Consider the following 18,382-nt stretch of genomic DNA (forward strand, 5'->3'; position numbering starts at 1 on the left):
ATTTTTCAAAAAGGTGGCTGAGTAATTCCGCTTTTTCTGCGGAATTGTATTGAAGCAACCGTAAGACGATTTTCGAATTACGAATGTCGAGGTACGATTTTTAAGATTTAGCAATAGGCTACTCATTAACCCATAGACTCATCAACTCAAAACTCACAACTTATCCAGCTATCGCTTTAATCTCCGTAATAAACCGTTCTGCCAACGCATCGGCGTCTTTTTGTGAAGGACCTTCGGTGTAAATCCTGATAATGGGCTCGGTGTTCGATTTTCGAAGGTGTACCCAGTTTTCAGCAAAGTCTATTTTAACGCCGTCAAGGGTATTTATTTCTTCGGAAGCGTATTTCCTTTCAATTGATGTCAGAATTTTATCCACATCTAATTGTGGCGTTAATTCAATCTTTTTCTTGCTCATATAGTAGCTTGGATATTTTTTCCGAAGTTCGCTTACCGCGATTTTATTTTCGGCCAAATGGCTCAGGAATAAAGCAATTCCTACCAAGCTGTCCCTTCCGTAGTGCAACTCTGGGTAAATAATACCGCCGTTACCTTCGCCGCCTATAACGGCGTGGGTATCTTTCATTTTTTGCACGACGTTCACTTCGCCCACGGCACTTGCGGTGTAAGTTCCGTTGTGTTTTTCGGTGATGTCGCGCAAGGCACGGGAAGACGACATATTACTCACGGTATTCCCTGGATTGTGCTGCAATACATAATCGGCCACGGCGACCAAGGTGTATTCTTCGCCAAACATATCGCCATTTTCATCCACAAACGCCAGGCGATCCACATCAGGGTCCACCACAATGCCAAAATCGGCTTGTTCGTCTGTTACTTTTTTCATAAGGTCGGTCAAATGTTCTTTTAAGGGCTCTGGGTTATGCGGAAATTCGCCTGTAGGCTCGCAGAACAACTTAACCGTTTCTACGCCCAATGCCTCCAACAACAACGGAACGGCGATACCTCCGGTTGAGTTTACCCCATCTACCACTACCTTAAAATTTGCTTTTTTTATAGCTGAAACATTTACCAAGGGCAATTCCAGTATTTCATCAATATGCAAATCGATATACGCATCGTTGGTGGTGATTTTTCCAAGATGGTCCACTTCAGAAAAATCAATGTTTTCCGCTTCGGCAATATTTAGGATTTCCTGTCCGGCCTCGGCATTTAAAAACTCACCATCCTTATTTAGTAATTTCAGCGCGTTCCATTGTTTTGGGTTATGGCTTGCGGTTAAGATTATTCCGCCATCGGCATGTTCCATCATCACCGCCATCTCCACTGTTGGGGTTGTGGACAGGTCCAGATCGATTACATGGATGCCCATCCCCACCAAGGTGTTCATGACCAGTTGTTGAATCATTTCGCCCGAAATACGCGCATCGCGGCCTACCACCACACGGTATTCCTCTTTGTCGCGTTGCTGTTTTACCCAACTGCCATACGCCGCTGCATATTTTACGGCATCGATGGGCGTTAAATTATCGCCTTGCTGGCCACCAATGGTGCCCCGTATTCCCGAAATGGATTTTATTAAAGTCATGGATTCAAATTTTAAGCAAATATACTTTTTTTAAAAGGCTTTACTACCTCATGATTTTGTAAATTGTGGCAATGAATTTTCTGGCACATATCTATCTTTCAGGAGAAGACGACGGCATCACCATAGGCAATTTTATAGCCGACGGCATCAAAGGCAAGAAATACAGGAAATTTCCGCTCCAAATTCAAAAAGGCATCTTGTTGCACCGCGAAATAGACACCTATACCGATAGCCACCCTACGGTACGCCAAAGCACGGCAAGGCTTCACGAAAACTACAGCCATTACAGCGGGGTGATCGTCGATATTCTGTACGACCATTTTTTGGCCAAAAACTGGAAGCACTATCACGAGCTTCCGCTTGATGTTTATGTGGATAACTTTTACGAGTTGCTTCGGAATAACTTTACAATCCTCCCTGCCCGCATTCAACGCATGATGCCTTACATGATAGCCGACAACTGGTTGCTGAACTATGCTACCGTTAGGGGCATCAGCACTATCTTGGACCAGATGAACGTTCGTACCAAAGGAAAATCGAAAATGAATTTTGCCGTCTTGGAGCTGGAGCAGTATTATGATGAATTTGAAGCAGAATTCACCTCCTTTTTTGATGAATTGATTATCTTTTCAAAAGAAAAATTAGACCAATTATGAGAGCACTCCCCTTTTTCATACTATTGTGGGCACTGGTTGCCTGCAAAGACACTCCAGAGACGCACCAACCCCAACCAGAAACAAAAAAAGACACCATACAAAAGCCAGTAATTCCTGTTGAGGCCGATAGCGCCATGGTGGTTTCGGCACGGGAAGAGGCCTCAAAAATAGGCGTTGAAATCTTAAAGAAAGGCGGAAATGCCTTCGATGCCATGATTGCCACCGAAATGGCGCTGGCCGTAACCTATCCCTATGCCGGTAATTTGGGCGGCGGCGGATTTATCGTCTATAGAACCCAGTATGGCGAATTAGGCAGTATCGATTATCGCGAGAAAGCTCCAAAATCGGCCAAACGGGATATGTATTTAGACGAAAACGGCACCTATCTGCCCGAAAAAAGCAAAATTGGAGGGTTGGCCGTAGGTGTTCCAGGCACCGTCGCCGGTATTTTTGCCGTGCACGAAAAACTGGGATCGCTACCTATGGAAGTCATTTTGCAGCCCGTAATCGATCTTGCGGAAACAGGTTTTGTGCTGACCGAAGATCAAGTAGCGCGTTTTAATGAATACGGTTCCGTTTTTAAAGATGTTAATGGCGAGGAATCCATCTACACCAAGCAATACGCGGTTGGCGACACCCTAAAAAACAAGGCCTTGGCCAGCACCTTATCGCGCATCGTAAAAAAAGGGTTGGCAGGATTTTATGAAGGGAAAACGGCAACAGTATTGAGTGAGTTCATTCAGGAAAAAGGAGGGATTATCACCTTGGAAGACCTAAAAAGCTACGAAGCCGAATGGCGGGAACCCGTAGTGTTTACCTTTAAAGACCTAAAGGTGATTTCCATGGGGCCGCCATCGAGCGGGGGCATTGTGCTGGGACAAATTTTAAACATGATCGAACCGTATCCTATTGAAACGTATGGGCACAATTCAACAAAGTACATTCAATTACTTACCGAAGCAGAACGTCGCGCGTATGCAGATAGAAGTCATTATTTAGGCGACCCTGATTTTGTAAGCATCCCTACCGACTCGTTATTGTCAAAAAACTATGCGAAACAAAGGATGCAGGATTTTTCATTTGAAGCGGCAACCCCGTCTGCCCAAATTGACCCGGGCAGTGTTTTGGGCCGTGAAAGCACCGAGACCACCCATTATTCCATTGTGGATCAATTTGGCAATGCCGTAGCGGCAACCACCACCTTGAATGCTGCGTATGGCTCAAAGTTGTACGTTAAAGACTTGGGATTTTTCCTGAACAATGAAATGGACGATTTCAGTGCCAAACCCGGCGAACCCAATATGTTTGGGCTTATTGGTGGCGAAGCCAATGCTATTGAACCTCAAAAACGGATGTTAAGTTCTATGACCCCAACCATAGTCGAGAAAAACGACAGTCTTTATATGAGCGTTGGCACACCGGGTGGTTCTACCATTATCACATCGGTACTGCAGACTATTTTAAATGTTTCTGCATTCGATATGAATATGCAAGAAGCAGTCAATGCCCCGCGTTTTCATCACCAATGGTTGCCGGACGAGATTGTTTTTGAACCTAAAGGATTTTCAGCGGCAACACTGGACAGCCTGCAACAAAAAGGCTATATAATCAATAAAAAGGAAACTCCCGTAATAGGTAAAGTGGACGCCATCTTACGGCTCACGAATGGAAAACTGCAAGGCGGTGCCGATATACGGGGCGATGATACTGCCGTAGGATTTTGATCCTAATTTACCGCTACATTTAATCGGCTCTTTTACACCTTATATCGAAATGTAAGTATTATACTACATCTTGTAGGAAAATTAACTATTTTTGAGCATGTTAAACAATTTTCAAGAGCTGGGGAGTTTCTTGTTTTGTTCTACGCTTATTCTTGAACACACAGCTTGCTAAGTCATTTTGACGGGCACTTCTTCTCCATAACCTCTGAACATTGTTTTATTTTTTAAAGTACCTATGAGAAAAAAATCTTTTTTGAAAGATTTGTACACCCTTATTCCTTTGGTGTTTAGTGGGTTACTTTGTATTGGGCTTATCTTTTTGCTTTGGCAGAAAACAACGAGGGACTTGCAGTTTAAGCAGGAACTCATTGAGCTTTCTTCCTTGTTTATTGGAATAAGCGGATTTCTCGCCTTATTCATCATGCTATACTTGCTAATAATTGTCATGGGATTAAAGAAGAGCAGGAAAACAGGTATGGACGGCTTAGACCAGCTTATCCAAAAAATGAACTATTTCAGGGAAATCGTGGAACTTTTAGTGCAATCAAAAATATGGTTGCCGGGATTGAAAGAATACATAGACGTAGAATTTGCAGGACTTACTTTTTTTCAGGTCAAGGAATTTTACAAAGGAAAATCTAAACTAGCGATTGAATTCCTTCAGGAAAAAAACAATTTTGCCGATACCGAAAACCTGTATTTGGAGCTAAAATCCCTGTTGCTTACCGATCCTAAACAGAAACAGCTCCCTGAAAGCGTGGTCGCCCCAAGTTTCTATAAAAAAGAGCTCGTTAAAAAATGGTTGGAGCACAAATGCGGCTCGGGGTTATGGTATTATTTTGGGTACAAATATGGGACGTACAAAGATGCTTTGGACCTCGAGGCGGTTTTTGAGCGGCACCAAGAAAAAATCATGTTGCTTGCCAATTCCATAGACACCAAAGTTTTTGAGGACTCCTCTTTCAACGAAGTGTTTTTGTCCAAATTAGGGGAATACGCCACGAAAGAGTTAATCCCCAAGCTATATCAACTTCAAAAACAGACATCCAAAAAAATACCCACGTCAACCCGTTACCTGTATCTTCTCTTTTTATTGTTGGTCTTTTTTGGCGTGTTGTTGCCTTTGACCTTTTTGCTTTTGAAATTCTCGATAGTAATTTTAATCATTGGCTATGCATTTGTCATTAGTTTGGTGTTTTTCATAAGCACCACCTTTTTTAGGTTTATAACACAACTTTTGGAAAGTAAATAACTACGGTTTTTCTTTCTTAAAATTTCAGAAGAACAAAAGAGCCGATTCATGCAGAGCTTAAAATTTCAATGCAAATGAGTACCTTTGCAAACTATGTCGAAAAATGAGGATTTTATTGAAGTTTTAGGAGCGCGCGTCCACAACTTAAAGGACATCGATGTTACGATTCCAAGAGACAACTTGGTGGTCATTACTGGGCTGTCAGGCAGTGGTAAATCGTCTTTGGCCTTCGATACCATTTATGCTGAGGGCCAACGCCGTTATATTGAAACATTTTCGGCTTATGCCCGTCAATTTTTGGGGAGCTTGGAACGGCCGGACGTCGATAAAATAGACGGCCTTTCCCCGGTTATCGCCATTGAGCAAAAAACCACCAGCAAAAGCCCGCGTTCTACCGTGGGCACGATTACCGAAATTTACGATTTTCTCCGGTTGCTCTACGCCCGTGCCAGCGATGCGTACAGCTACAATACGGGCGAAAAGATGGTAAGTTACAGCGACGAACAGATAAAAAACCTCATCATTGAAGAATTCAACGGAAAAAAGATAAGCGTTTTGGCCCCCGTTATCCGCTCCCGAAAAGGACATTATCGCGAACTGTTCGAGCAAATTGCCAAGCAGGGATTTGTAAAGGTACGGGTGGACGGCGAAGTGAAGGACATTGTTAAAGGAATGCGCACCGATCGCTACAAAACCCACGACATCGAGATCGTTATCGACCGCTTGAAGGTTTCGCCCGAAACAGAAAACAGCAAACGCCTTGCCGAAACCATCAATACCGCCATGTATCACGGCGATGATGTGCTTATGGTTTTGGACCATGAAACCGATAAAGCCCGTTTTTTCAGCCGGTCACTCATGTGCCCCAGCACCGGGATATCGTACCCCAACCCCGAACCGAACAATTTCTCCTTTAATTCGCCAAAAGGAATGTGTCCTAACTGTAAGGGATTGGGAACTTTATATGAAGTAAACCTGAAGAAAATCGTTCCGGATGAAAGTCTCTCCATTAAAAAAGGCGCTCTGGCACCGCATGGCCCACAAAAGAAAAATTGGGTATTCAAACAATTGGAACTCATCGCCCAGAAGTTCGATTTTGAATTGACCGACCCCTTCAGTAACATCCCAGAAGATGCTAAAAAAATGATCTTCCACGGAGGTAATTCGGCTTTTGAAGTTGATTCGAAAACACTAGGCATTACCCGAAAGTACAAAATAGATTTTGAAGGGGTCGCCACGTTCCTTCAGAATACTTTTGAAGCAAACGAATCCCGTTCCCTACGCCGTTGGGCCAAGGAATACATGGACAAAGTAACCTGTCCTGAATGCGAAGGAAGCCGCTTGCGGAAAGAGTCGCTGTTTTTTAAAGTAAACGATAAAAACATCGCCCAATTGGCCCAGATGGACATTATCGAATTGGCCAAATGGTTTGAAAACATAGAAAAAGACTTAAGTGAAACACAGCTTAAAATCGGTTCGGAAATCATCAAGGAAGTACGCACCCGCATTCAATTTTTGGTCGATGTGGGATTGACGTATTTGGCCCTCGACCGAAGTTCAAAATCGTTATCCGGTGGCGAAGCGCAACGCATCAGGCTGGCCACGCAAATTGGTTCGCAATTGGTGGGCGTGCTCTACATACTCGATGAGCCCAGCATTGGCCTGCACCAACGCGACAACAACAAGTTAATTGATTCTTTGGTTTCCCTTCGGGACATTGGCAATTCCATTCTCGTGGTGGAACATGACAAAGAAATGATAGAACGTGCCGATTACGTGATCGACATTGGCCCCGCAGCCGGAAAACACGGGGGTGAGATTGTTTCAGAAGGAACACCTTCAGAACTCATGAAACACAGCACGCTCACCGCCGATTACCTGAACGGAACCAAGGAAATTGAAGTCCCAAAGAAAAGAAGGGAGGGCAACGGTAAAATCTTAAAGCTTTCTGGCGCCACAGGAAACAACTTGAAAAACGTGACGGTGGAATTTCCGTTGGGTACCATGATTGGCGTCACAGGCGTTTCAGGAAGCGGGAAATCCACTTTAATAAACGAAACCCTCTACCCTATTTTAAACGCCGAAATTTATAATGGGGTTAAAAAGCCGATGCCGTACAAAAAAATTGAAGGGCTGGAACATTTGGACAAGGTGATCGACATCAACCAATCGCCCATTGGCCGTACGCCGCGTTCCAATCCGGCGACATATACCGGGGTTTTTTCTGAAATACGAAGCCTGTTCGCCAAAATACCCGAATCGATGATACGGGGGTATAAACCGGGACGTTTCAGCTTCAATGTAAAGGGCGGGCGTTGCGAAACCTGCAAGGGTGCTGGCGTAAAAGTCATTGAAATGAATTTCTTGCCCGATGTGTATGTGGAATGCGAGACCTGCCAAGGAAAACGGTTTAACCGCGAAACCTTGGAAATTCGGTACAAAGGGAACTCCATTTACGATGTGTTGAGCATGACCATTAACGAAGCCTGCGTGTTTTTTGAACACATCCCTAAAATCTACCGGAAACTCAAAACCATACAAGACGTAGGTTTGGGCTACATAACGTTAGGACAGCAGTCCACTACACTTTCGGGGGGTGAGGCGCAACGGGTGAAGCTGGCTACAGAATTGTCAAAACGCGGTACCGGCAACACTCTTTACATCTTGGACGAACCCACTACAGGCCTTCATTTTGAGGACATAAGAGTATTGATGCTGGTGTTGAACAAGTTGGTTAAAAAAGGAAATACCGTACTTATTATAGAACATAATCTAGATGTTATTAAAGCCGTGGATTACATTATCGATATAGGGCCCGAAGGCGGAAAAAAAGGAGGAAAAGTAATTGCCACAGGTACGCCTGAAGAACTTGTGAATAACAAAAAAAGCCATACGGCGCGGTTTCTTAAAAAAGAATTACTTTCGTGATAGGAAAATTGATGGGTTCTCGATACTAAATTCCAATCGCTAATGCGCTTGCAATTTCACTCGAACTGATATGTAATTAAAAAAACAATAAGCCAGAAAGAAAATACAATAGACATAGCATGAGAAACGAACAAAAAAATAAAAACTGGAACTTAGTAAAGACGAATGATTCTTGGGCCATTTTCAAGATCATGGGCGAATTTGTAGGCGGTTATGAAAAATTGAGCCGGATTGGCCCTTGTGTGTCCATTTTTGGTTCGGCTCGTACCAAACCCGACCATAAATATTATAAACTGGCAGAGCGCATTGCCGAAAAAATAACCAACAACGGCTATGGCGTGATTACCGGTGGTGGGCCCGGTATTATGGAAGCCGGTAACAAAGGCGCACATTTGGCTGGCGGAACTTCAGTTGGGCTTAACATCACACTGCCTTTTGAGCAGCATGACAATCCTTATATTGACAGCGATAAAAGTATTGATTTCGACTATTTTTTTGTGCGAAAGGTCATGTTTGTCAAATATTCGCAAGGATTTGTGGTCATGCCCGGTGGCTTTGGGACTTTAGATGAGTTTTTTGAAGCCCTTACCTTAATACAAACCCATAAAATAGATAAATTCCCATTGATCTTGGTAGGCACCGAATTTTGGGGCGGTTTGTGGAAATGGGTTAAAGAAACCTTGCTCGATGCAAACAACAATGTAAGTGCTGAAGATTTGGACCTCGTTCACATTGTGGATCACGAAGACGAAGTGCTCGACATTTTGAACCAGTTTTACGACGAATACAACCTTAGTCCTAACTTTTAATCGATACGCCTCCCCTATATGCTGAAAAAGTTAATCGTATTCAGTTGTTTTTTGGTCAGTTTTGCTGCTTTATCGCAAAGCACGATCAAAATCATGTTCTATAATCTTCTGGAATTTCCCGAGGCCTTACCGCCAAACAGGTCTTTAATCCTACAAAACATTATAGACCAATACGAGCCCGATATCTTTATGGTGTGCGAACTGCAAAGTGAAGCGGGAGCCGATGAAATTTTGAACACTTCCTTGAACGACGAAGGCAACAATTACGAAAGGGCCGCGTATTTTGAAAACCAATCAGGTTACGCCGATCTACAACAGCTTATTTTTTTCAGGAAATCAAAGTTTACACTTCTCGGCAATGAAATAATCACAACAAACGTACGCGACATCAACCATTACACCTTACAAGCGAATACCGCAAACAAAAGAAGCGATCCTTTGTTGGTCGAGCTTTTTGTAACCCATTTAAAAGCAAGTTCAGGTGGGGAAAACGAACAAAAACGGTTGCAGATGGTACAACGGTTTACCAATGAACTGGAAGAATTGAACCCCAATTCGTTTGTTGTGTTTTCGGGCGACCTGAACCTGTACAGCTCTACCGAACCGGCCTATCAAGAATTATTGGACCCCACCAATGTCATTACCATGGTCGATCCTGCGGATACCCCGGGATTGTGGCACAACAACAGTAACTTTAAGCAAGTGCACACCCAAAGCACCCGATTAAGTTCAGGGCCTTTTGGGGCCGGTGCCGGTGGCGGGATGGACGATCGGTTCGATTTTATTTTGATTTCTGAAAACATGCAAACCAATCCTAAACTGAAGTATGTGGAAGGCAGCTACCAAGCCTTTGGAAATAACGGAAATTGTTTCAATAACAGTGTTAACAGCCCCGATTGCACTGGCGATTTTTCAGAAACATTACGGAACGATCTCTACAATATGAGCGATCACCTTCCGGTGGTAATGGAGCTGCAAACCAACAAAGATATCATCTTGAGCGGAACGGATTTTGAGGGGAATGCATTAACTATCTCAATTGAGAACACCTTGGCAAAAACATTGTTAAAAGTACTTGTAAAAACACAAATTCTTGAAAACAGCATGTTTTCCATCTATAACGTTTTAGGGCAGAAAGTTCTGGAACACCCTATAAACACTTCAGAAAAAACCATTTTCATTCCTGTTTCCCATTTGGCAGATGGTATTTACTACCTACAAACCGGGCTGCAAGACAAACCCTTAAAATTTGTGAAGACTTCTTGAAGACACGCTTTTTCATAACGGTACTTGGGTTGTTGATTGCAGTTTCCGCAGGGGCGCAGTTTGATATTACCATAAACGCGACCTTAAAACCGGAAGCGAAAAGCATCAATATCACCCAACAGATAGTTTTTAAAAACAATTCCACCATTGCGTGGCACGAAGTGTATTTGAACGATTGGGGCAATAGTTTTTCGAGCAAAACCACACCCTTGGCCAAACGCTTTGCCGAAAATTACAACAGCTCTTTTCATTTTGAAAAAAAAGAAGACCGCGGTAAAACAACAGTTTACAGCATTACTGATACCACAAATACCCCTTTGGATTGGGAACGGGGAGAGGCTGTGGATATTATAAAAGTGAGTCCCAAAAAACCAATTATGCCCGGCGCGACTTTTACCATCAACCTGATGTACACCGTGAAGTTACCGAGCAGCAAGTTCACGCGTTTTGGGATAACTGGCAACGGTGATTATAAATTACGCTATTGGTATATTGCGCCCGCCGTTTTCGATAATGGCTGGCAAGCTTACAGCAATAAAAACACCAACGATCTTTTTTTAACGCCCTCTTCTTTTTCTATTGCGTTTGAGGTGCCGAAAGCATATAGGCTTGTTTCAGATTTCAATGTACTTTCTGAAACGGTTTCAGAAGGTAAAAAAACCATCCGCTTACAGGGCGATAATCGCAACCAGGCAACAATCTATCTTGAAAAAAAATCCTCGTTTCAAACGATTGAAACCGATAAATTCACCGTTATCACCAACTTGCGGGACGAGAAAATATCACCGCAGATAAGTGCTTTGGCGGTGGACCGGATCGTTCATTTTTTAGATCGGAAACTTGGGGAATATCCTTTCAAAAAAATGGTGATCAGCGAAGCAGACTATCGCAACAGCCCTGTTTACGGCCTTAATCAACTCCCAGATTTCATAAGCCCCTTCCCTGCCGGCTTTGAGTACGATATGGAGCAGCTTAAAACCATAACAAGAAAATACCTTGAAACCACTTTGCCGCTCAACCCCAGGAAGGATAGTTGGTTAACCGGCGCGCTGCAAATCCATTTAATGATGGACTATGTGGACACGTATTACCCTAAAATGAAGATACTGGGCAGTTTGAGCGATTTTTGGGTCATCCGTTGGGCCCACGCAGCCGATTTGGAATTTAACGATCAATACCCCTTGCTGTACCAAAACATGGCCCGAAACAATTTACAGCAAGCTTTGACGACTTCCCGTGACTCGTTGCTGAAATTCAATAAAAATATCGCAAACGACTACTACGGAGGGGCTGGGCTTAAATATCTTTCAGATTATTTGGGAAAAGAAACCGTTTCAAAAAGCATTTCAGAATTTTATAGCGAATACAAACTGAAACCCGTTAAACCGAAGGCTTTTCAGGAAACACTTCAGAAAAACACCCGCTTGCCCGTCAATTGGTTCTTCACAGATTACATTGACACCCGCACCACTATTGATTTCAGAATAAAAAACGTGGAGAAGGAAGGTGATTCGCTAAGCGTAACCGTTAAGAACACCCGTAAAAACAAGATGCCCGTTTCGCTTTACGGAATCAACAATGACAGTATTGTTTTTAAAAAGTGGTTGTTGCCCGTGGATAGTATCGCTACGGTAACCGTACCCAAAAAAGACGTAAGGAAGTTGGTGCTCAATTACGAAAAAACCATCCCTGAGTATAACCAGCGCAACAATTACAAGGCGGTGAAAGGGTTGTTAAACCGTCCGTTACAATTTAGGTTGTTTCAAGATGTGGGCGATTCGCGGTACAACCAAGTGTTTTTTATGCCAGAGTTTCAATACAACCTCTACGATGGTTTTGTATTAGGGCCGAAAGTCTATAATAAAACGGTGCTAGCCAAAGGGTTTCATTATAAGTTTACACCACAAATTGGGCTTAGGTCAAAAACAATTATCGGGAGCGGCTCACTTGTCTATACCCAAAACCTGGACAAAGAATCGTTGTACTCTATGCGGTACGGGTTTTCCGGGAGCTATTTTTCGTACGACCGCGACTTGTTTTACCGAAGGTTCACCCCGTTTATGACCTTTGCTTTCCGAAATAAGGATTTACGCGACAACGAAAAGCAGTTTATCAACTTAAGGAGCGTAAACGTTATTAGGGACGAAAACCCAAACGATCCAAATCAAGACCCCAATTACAGTGTGTTCAATCTTCAGTACGTGTATTCAAACCCTAATTTGATCAATTATTTTAAAGGGGTTATGGATTATGAAATTTCAGCGAAATTCAGTAAGATTTCCACCACCTTGGAATACCGAAAACTCTTTTTAAACAACCGCCAGTTGAACCTCCGTTTTTTTGCGGGAGCCTTTCTGTTCAATGATACACGGGAAGACGAAGATTTCTTCAGTTTTGCATTGGACAGACCCACAGATTACCTTTTTGATTATAATTACTACGGAAGAAGCGAACAAAGCGGCCTGTTCAGCCAGCAATTGATTGTTGCCGAAGGTGGCTTTAAATCGCAATTGACACCAAAATATGCCAACAGTTGGATAACCACCGTGAATGCCAGCACCAATATTTGGAAATGGATTTATGCCTATGGCGATGCAGGGCTTATCCACAATACGGACAAAGGCACGCAAGGGGTTTTTGATACGGGAATCCGTTTAAGTTTGGTGGCCGATTATTTTGAACTCTACTTCCCGTTATATTCAAACCTCGGCTGGGAGCCCGGACTTGAAAATTACGACCAGCGCATCCGTTTTATCGTTACCTTGGATTTACGTACCTTGTTAGGGTTGTTTACGAGAAAATGGTATTGATCGACTCCGTTTGACTTAGGGTTTTTCACCAACTTTGTTAAAACGAAGCTTTATTTTATGTAATCAACATCATTTAAAGCGATTTGTTAACAATTCAATACGAATCTTAGATTGCAAAATCCCTTGATTTTCGCTACTTTTGCAACTCAAAACCCAGACTATGCAAACAGACCCAAAAACCAACAAAGACCTTTCTTTCGAAGATTTTAAAGCCGAAGTGCTTTCCGATTATAAAATTGCGGTCACCAGCCGCGAATGCAGCCTTTTGGGGCGCCGCGAAGTATTGACGGGAAAGGCAAAATTCGGGATTTTTGGCGATGGTAAAGAAGTACCGCAATTGGCATGGGCTAAAGCTTTTAAAAATGGCGATTGGCGAAGTGGGTACTACCGCGACCAAACCTTTATGATGGCCATTGGCCAGTTGACAATACAACAGTTTTTTGCAGGGCTTTACGGGCATTCAGACATTGAGGCAGACCCTATGAGCGCTGGTCGCCAAATGGGCGGGCATTTTGCTACGCATAGTTTGAACAAGGATGGAAGCTGGAAAAACCTTACCGCACAAAAAAACAGCAGTGCCGATATTTCACCCACTGCCGGGCAAATGCCACGTTTATTGGGATTGGCACAGGCTTCCAAGATTTTCAGAAATGTTAAGGGAATTAAGGACAAGACCAATTTTTCCATCAACGGAAATGAAGTCGCTTGGGGCACCATTGGCAACGCCAGCACCAGTGAAGGGCTGTTTTGGGAAACCATCAATGCGGCCGGGGTGTTGCAAGTGCCGATGGTCATCAATATCTGGGACGATGAATACGGTATTTCGGTCCATGCCAAGTACCAAACCACCAAAGAGAATATTTCTGAAATATTAAAGGGCTTTCAACGTACCGAAGACGAAAAAGGCTACGAAATTATAAGGGTTAAAGGATGGAACTACCCCGAACTCGTTGAAGCTTACCAAAAGGCCGGGAACATTGCCCGGGAAGAGCACGTACCGGTGTTGATCCACGTTCAGGAACTTACCCAACCGCAAGGCCACAGTACCAGCGGGAGCCACGAACGCTACAAAAGCAAAGAGCGGTTGGAATGGGAAGCCGAGCACGACTGTAACGCAAAAATGCGCCAGTGGATGATCGAAAACGACATCGCAACCGATGAGGAGCTTTCAGAAATTGAAAAAAACATCAAAAAAGAGGTTCGGGATGGCAAAAAAGCAGCCTTAAAAGCCTTTTTGGCACCGCAAAAGAAAGAACAGCAAGAGGCGGTAACCTTATTGGGCAATCTCGCCGAAAGCAGCCAGAACAAAAATTTCATTGAAAAGATAAAGAACGATTTGGCATCCGATACGGAGCCCCTTCGAAAAACGATATTGGGAGCCGCCAGAAAAGCATTGCGCTATGTAACTTCAGAAGATAGCGCAGAAAAAAGGCAATTGATCGATTGGATTGAAAATTATTACGAAACCATTCAGCCGAAATACAGTGCCCACCTTTATTCCGAAGCTGAAGAAAACGCCAAGACCATCGCCGAAATAAAACCAGAATACGACAATGAGGCCGAAGAAGTTGACGGTCGTGTGGTGCTTCGGGATAATTTTGATGCTATTTTCAGCAACCACCCTAATTCCCTCATATTTGGGGAAGACAGCGGCGAGATTGGCGATGTAAACCAAGGCTTGGAAGGCCTGCAGGACAAACATGGAAAATTGCGCGTTGCCGATGCCGGGATTCGCGAAGCCACTATTTTAGGCCAAGGCATCGGGATGGCGATGCGAGGCCTTCGTCCCATTGCCGAGATACAGTATTTGGACTATATCTTGTATTGCCTACAAATAATGAGCGACGATCTAGCCACCTTGCGTTACCGCACCAACGGTACGCAAAAAGCACCGTTGATCGTGCGTACCCGTGGCCACCGCTTGGAAGGCATCTGGCACAGTGGCTCACAAATGGGCGGTTTAATTCACTTATTGCGCGGCATGTACGTGTTGGTTCCCAGAAATATGACCAAAGCCGCAGGTTTCTACAATACGTTGCTTGAAACCGATGAACCCGCTTTAATTGTTGAGTGTTTAAACGGATATCGTTTAAAGGAAAAAATGCCGAGCAATCTGGGAGATTTCCGGACGCCAATCGGGTTTGTGGAAACGGTTAAAGAAGGGGAAGATATTACCTTGGTTTCCTACGGAAGTACCTTGCGCGTGGTTGAGGAAGCAGCCAAAGAATTACAGCAAGTTGGTATCGATGCTGAAATTATCGATATTCAGTCCCTGCTACCGCTCGACCTTCATGAAGATATGGTAAAAAGCGTGGCCAAGACCAACCGGTTGTTGGTGATAGATGAAGATGTTCCGGGAGGAGCCGCGGCTTATATTTTGAATACTATTGTTGAAAAACAGAATGGATATCGTTATTTAGACAGCAAACCACAAACTTTGACCGCCAAAGCCCACCGCCCGGCGTATGGAACCGATGGGGATTACTTTACCAAACCATCGGTAGAAGATGTGTTTGAAAAGGTCTATGCCATTATTCATGAAGCGAAACCAGAAGATTTTCCAAAGTTAAGATAGTCATAAAGTACTGTTTTTCTACCTGTTGTCTTTGTATATTATATTGAATTTATAAAAAACAATGACCATGAAAAACACTACACTACTGATTATCCTGTTGGTTTGCTTTCCTTTGTTCGCAAAGGCTCAGGATGTAAATCGGAATCAACCGACCATTGCAGAATCTGATGTTCCGCAAGCTGTTTTGTCCAATCAAGATACTTTATTCCCCGGTGGATTTATTTCAGAATGGCAGCTTCAAAAAGGGTTTGATGCCACCGATGACAAGGTCGTACGCTATATTTCAATATTTGAAGAAGACGGAAGACCTGGGTCTTCGGCTTCCTATCTTCCCAATGGCACATTAATATTCCATTCAGAATTTATGTTAGCCGAAACCATTCCTGAAACCGTCCGGCTGAAACTTCAGTTTGACTATAAAGACTATGACGTGGAACGTGCCGATTTTATTACGCTCTATGCACCAAAAAGAGAAATATACCGCATCCATTTACGGAAAAATACAGCCGTATTACATACCTATTACGATATAAACGGAAATCAAATTCCTAAAGAAACGCTTCCTGTAGAACTTATTTTATTTGACCGTTAAGGTCTTGTTTTAATTGCGTTTATCGTTCATTTTGACCAATTAATTCAAAAAAAACAGGCCACTAAATTTGGATTTTACATTTTTTTTAATGAATATTTACAAACAACCAAAATAGAAAAATACAAGTTTATGATACTTTTCAACGTAAATAACAACAATAATAACCCGTTGCCGTAGCAAAAACTTGTCGCGATATTCCGCCCGTCAGGTTTTTGAAACTTGACGGGTTTTTCTTTTTATGGCTGTCTGTAAAAAGTCCTCTGAACCTCTAGCGAAAGAGGAAAATAATACCAACAATATGAAATCAACTAAATCAAATACTAACTAAATCAAGGAGACCGCTAAAGGGGTTGGGCATCTTAAAAGGTTCCGGCCTTTGCGGGAATTATTATGTGTGGAATTGTATGTGCTTTTAAACTAAAAGAACCAGCTGAAGCCTTGCGCTTACAGCTATTGTCAATGAGTAAATGTATTCGTCACCGCGGGCCGGACTGGAGCGGGATTTTCGACAATGACAAAGCCATTATGGCGCATGAGCGCTTGGCCATTGTGGACCCAACTTCGGGAAAACAGCCGCTTTTCAGCAAAGACAACAAATTGGTATTGGCCGCCAATGGCGAAATTTACAATCATCTGGAACTGCGCGAACAGCTTACTGAAAACTACGAGTTTCAAACAAAATCGGATTGTGAAGTCATCTTACCGCTTTTCAAGGAAAAAGGAAGTGGTTTTTTAGATGATTTAAACGGTATTTTCGGTTTTGCCATCTACGATGTAGAAGCAGATGAATATTTAATTGCCCGCGACCACATGGGCATTATTCCATTGTATATGGGCTGGGACCAAAACGGGACCTTTTACGTGGCTTCCGAATTAAAAGCCTTAGAAGGCATCTGTACCAAAATCGAACTTTTCCCTCCAGGACATTATCTGTACAGTAAGGAAGGCGAACTGACACGATGGTACACCCGCGACTGGATGGAATACGATGCTGTAAAAGACAATGAAACCAACATTCAAGAACTACGAGAGGCCTTGGACGCTGCCGTTCACCGCCAATTGATGAGCGATGTGCCTTATGGCGTGTTGCTTTCGGGCGGTTTGGACTCTTCCATCACTTCTGCTCTGGCAAAAAAATATGCCGATAAACGCATTGAAACCGGCGATACCGAACATGCTTGGTACCCTAGGCTACATTCGTTTGCCATTGGGCTGGAAGGCAGCCCAGATTTGGCTGCTGCCAAAAAAGTAGCCGAGCATTTAGATACCGTGCACCATGAAATCAAGTTTACCATCCAAGAAGGGATCGATGCCATTCGGGACGTCATTTACCATTTGGAAACATACGATATTACAACCATTAGAGCATCAACGCCTATGTTTTTAATGGCAAGGGCCATAAAATCGTTGGGGATTAAAATGGTGTTGAGCGGTGAGGGCAGCGACGAGATATTTGGGGGCTACCTTTATTTTCACAAAGCGCCCAATGCTGAAGAATTTCATAAAGAAACCGTTAGAAAGCTCGATAAACTGCACCAATACGACTGTTTGCGGGCCAACAAGAGCTTGGCTGCTTGGGGCATTGAAGGCAGGGTGCCCTTTTTGGACAAAGAATTTATGGATGTGGCGATGCGCTTAAACCCAAAAGATAAAATGATAAATGGTGATTCTCTCGATGAGCGTTCGAAACGGGCTATGGAAAAATGGGTGCTGCGAAAAGCATTTGAAGACATGTTGCCCGAAAGCGTGGCGTGGCGCCAGAAAGAACAGTTCAGTGATGGTGTGGGCTACAGTTGGATCGACACCTTAAAGGAAATGGTTAACGAGCAAGTAAGCGACGATCAAATGGAGAACGCCCATTATAAATTCCCCATCCAAACGCCCACCAGCAAAGAGGAATTTTATTACCGAACCATTTTTGCCGAGCATTTTCCCAGTGATACGGCGGCGTTGAGCGTGCCATCGGTCCCATCAGTGGCGTGCAGCAGTCCCGCGGCGTTAGAATGGGACGAGAGTTTTAAAAACATGAACGACCCCAGCGGACGGGCCGTTGCCAATGTGCATAGTGATGCGTATAGCAATTAACTCATCACTAATGCCTTATAATTTTAACAAATACCGTTTTGCTTGCTAATTTACAGTTAAACATTTTTTAAACACCCCGATTGCACCGGGGTGTTTTTTTATCTTGAGGTATGGAAGCATTTACTACCATTAAATTTCC

11 protein-coding genes are annotated in these 18,382 nt (G+C 43.4%); 10 read left to right on the plus strand and 1 reads right to left on the minus strand.

Going from position 1 to position 18,382, the window contains the following annotated elements:
• Positions 1-160: 160 nt before the first annotated feature.
• A complete protein-coding gene (gene glmM, locus DDV96_RS05755; protein WP_116693802.1) occupies positions 161-1,546 on the minus strand; it encodes a phosphoglucosamine mutase in 1,386 nt (461 codons plus the stop codon).
• Between the two features lie 71 nt (positions 1,547-1,617).
• Here glmM and DDV96_RS05760 point away from each other — a divergent pair, with 71 nt between their 5' ends.
• The 10 genes from DDV96_RS05760 (at position 1,618) to asnB (ending at position 18,243) form a co-directional block, all read left to right on the plus strand.
• Positions 1,618-2,202, plus strand: coding sequence for an acyl carrier protein phosphodiesterase (locus DDV96_RS05760; protein WP_116693803.1), 585 nt, complete (start codon positions 1,618-1,620; stop codon positions 2,200-2,202).
• Positions 2,199-3,926: a gamma-glutamyltransferase gene (gene ggt / locus DDV96_RS05765; protein ID WP_116693804.1), complete on the plus strand. Its 1,728-nt coding sequence runs from the start codon at positions 2,199-2,201 to the stop codon at positions 3,924-3,926. Before DDV96_RS05760 ends, ggt begins: the two co-directional genes overlap by 4 nt.
• Before the next feature lie 253 nt (positions 3,927-4,179).
• A complete protein-coding gene (locus DDV96_RS05770) occupies positions 4,180-5,178 on the plus strand; it encodes a hypothetical protein (RefSeq protein WP_116693805.1) in 999 nt (332 codons plus the stop codon).
• A gap of 93 nt (positions 5,179-5,271) precedes the next feature.
• Positions 5,272-8,106, plus strand: a complete 2,835-nt coding sequence (uvrA, locus tag DDV96_RS05775; protein WP_116693806.1) for an excinuclease ABC subunit UvrA — start codon at positions 5,272-5,274, stop codon at positions 8,104-8,106.
• Positions 8,107-8,225: 119 nt separating this feature from the next.
• Positions 8,226-8,915 carry an LOG family protein gene (locus DDV96_RS05780; RefSeq protein WP_116693807.1) on the plus strand — a complete coding sequence of 230 codons (690 nt, stop codon included), beginning with the start codon at positions 8,226-8,228 and terminating at the stop codon, positions 8,913-8,915.
• A 93-nt stretch (positions 8,916-9,008) separates the two neighbouring features.
• Positions 9,009-10,181, plus strand: a complete 1,173-nt coding sequence (locus DDV96_RS05785) for a hypothetical protein (protein WP_133240817.1) — start codon at positions 9,009-9,011, stop codon at positions 10,179-10,181.
• Positions 10,178-12,991, plus strand: a complete 2,814-nt coding sequence (locus DDV96_RS05790; protein WP_116693809.1) for a gluzincin family metallopeptidase — start codon at positions 10,178-10,180, stop codon at positions 12,989-12,991. Before DDV96_RS05785 ends, DDV96_RS05790 begins: the two co-directional genes overlap by 4 nt.
• 160 nt (positions 12,992-13,151) lie before the next feature.
• Positions 13,152-15,566, plus strand: coding sequence for an alpha-ketoacid dehydrogenase subunit alpha/beta (locus DDV96_RS05795; protein ID WP_116693810.1), 2,415 nt, complete (start codon positions 13,152-13,154; stop codon positions 15,564-15,566).
• Between the two features lie 67 nt (positions 15,567-15,633).
• Entirely contained in the window at positions 15,634-16,158 is a 525-nt protein-coding gene (locus DDV96_RS05800) for a hypothetical protein (protein WP_133240818.1), read from the plus strand.
• Positions 16,159-16,548: 390 nt separating this feature from the next.
• Positions 16,549-18,243: an asparagine synthase B gene (asnB, locus tag DDV96_RS05805; RefSeq protein ID WP_116693812.1), complete on the plus strand. Its 1,695-nt coding sequence runs from the start codon at positions 16,549-16,551 to the stop codon at positions 18,241-18,243.
• Positions 18,244-18,382 lie beyond the last annotated feature (139 nt).

Origin of the sequence: Marixanthomonas spongiae (assembly GCF_003095375.1) — a bacterium.
Taxonomy (GTDB): domain Bacteria; phylum Bacteroidota; class Bacteroidia; order Flavobacteriales; family Flavobacteriaceae; genus Marixanthomonas; species Marixanthomonas spongiae.

Bases quoted from the DNA above. Each gene is read 5' to 3' on its own strand.
- glmM (WP_116693802.1), bottom strand. From the start codon at position 1,546: ATGACTTTAATAAAATCCATTTCGGGAATACGGGGCACCATTGGTGGC.
- DDV96_RS05760 (WP_116693803.1), top strand. From the start codon at position 1,618: ATGAATTTTCTGGCACATATCTATCTTTCAGGAGAAGACGACGGCATC.
- ggt (WP_116693804.1), top strand. From the start codon at position 2,199: ATGAGAGCACTCCCCTTTTTCATACTATTGTGGGCACTGGTTGCCTGC.
- DDV96_RS05780 (WP_116693807.1), top strand. From the start codon at position 8,226: ATGAGAAACGAACAAAAAAATAAAAACTGGAACTTAGTAAAGACGAAT.
- DDV96_RS05795 (WP_116693810.1), top strand. From the start codon at position 13,152: ATGCAAACAGACCCAAAAACCAACAAAGACCTTTCTTTCGAAGATTTT.
- DDV96_RS05785 (WP_133240817.1), top strand. From the start codon at position 9,009: ATGTTCTATAATCTTCTGGAATTTCCCGAGGCCTTACCGCCAAACAGG.
- DDV96_RS05800 (WP_133240818.1), top strand. From the start codon at position 15,634: ATGAAAAACACTACACTACTGATTATCCTGTTGGTTTGCTTTCCTTTG.
- asnB (WP_116693812.1), top strand. From the start codon at position 16,549: ATGTGTGGAATTGTATGTGCTTTTAAACTAAAAGAACCAGCTGAAGCC.
- uvrA (WP_116693806.1), top strand. From the start codon at position 5,272: ATGTCGAAAAATGAGGATTTTATTGAAGTTTTAGGAGCGCGCGTCCAC.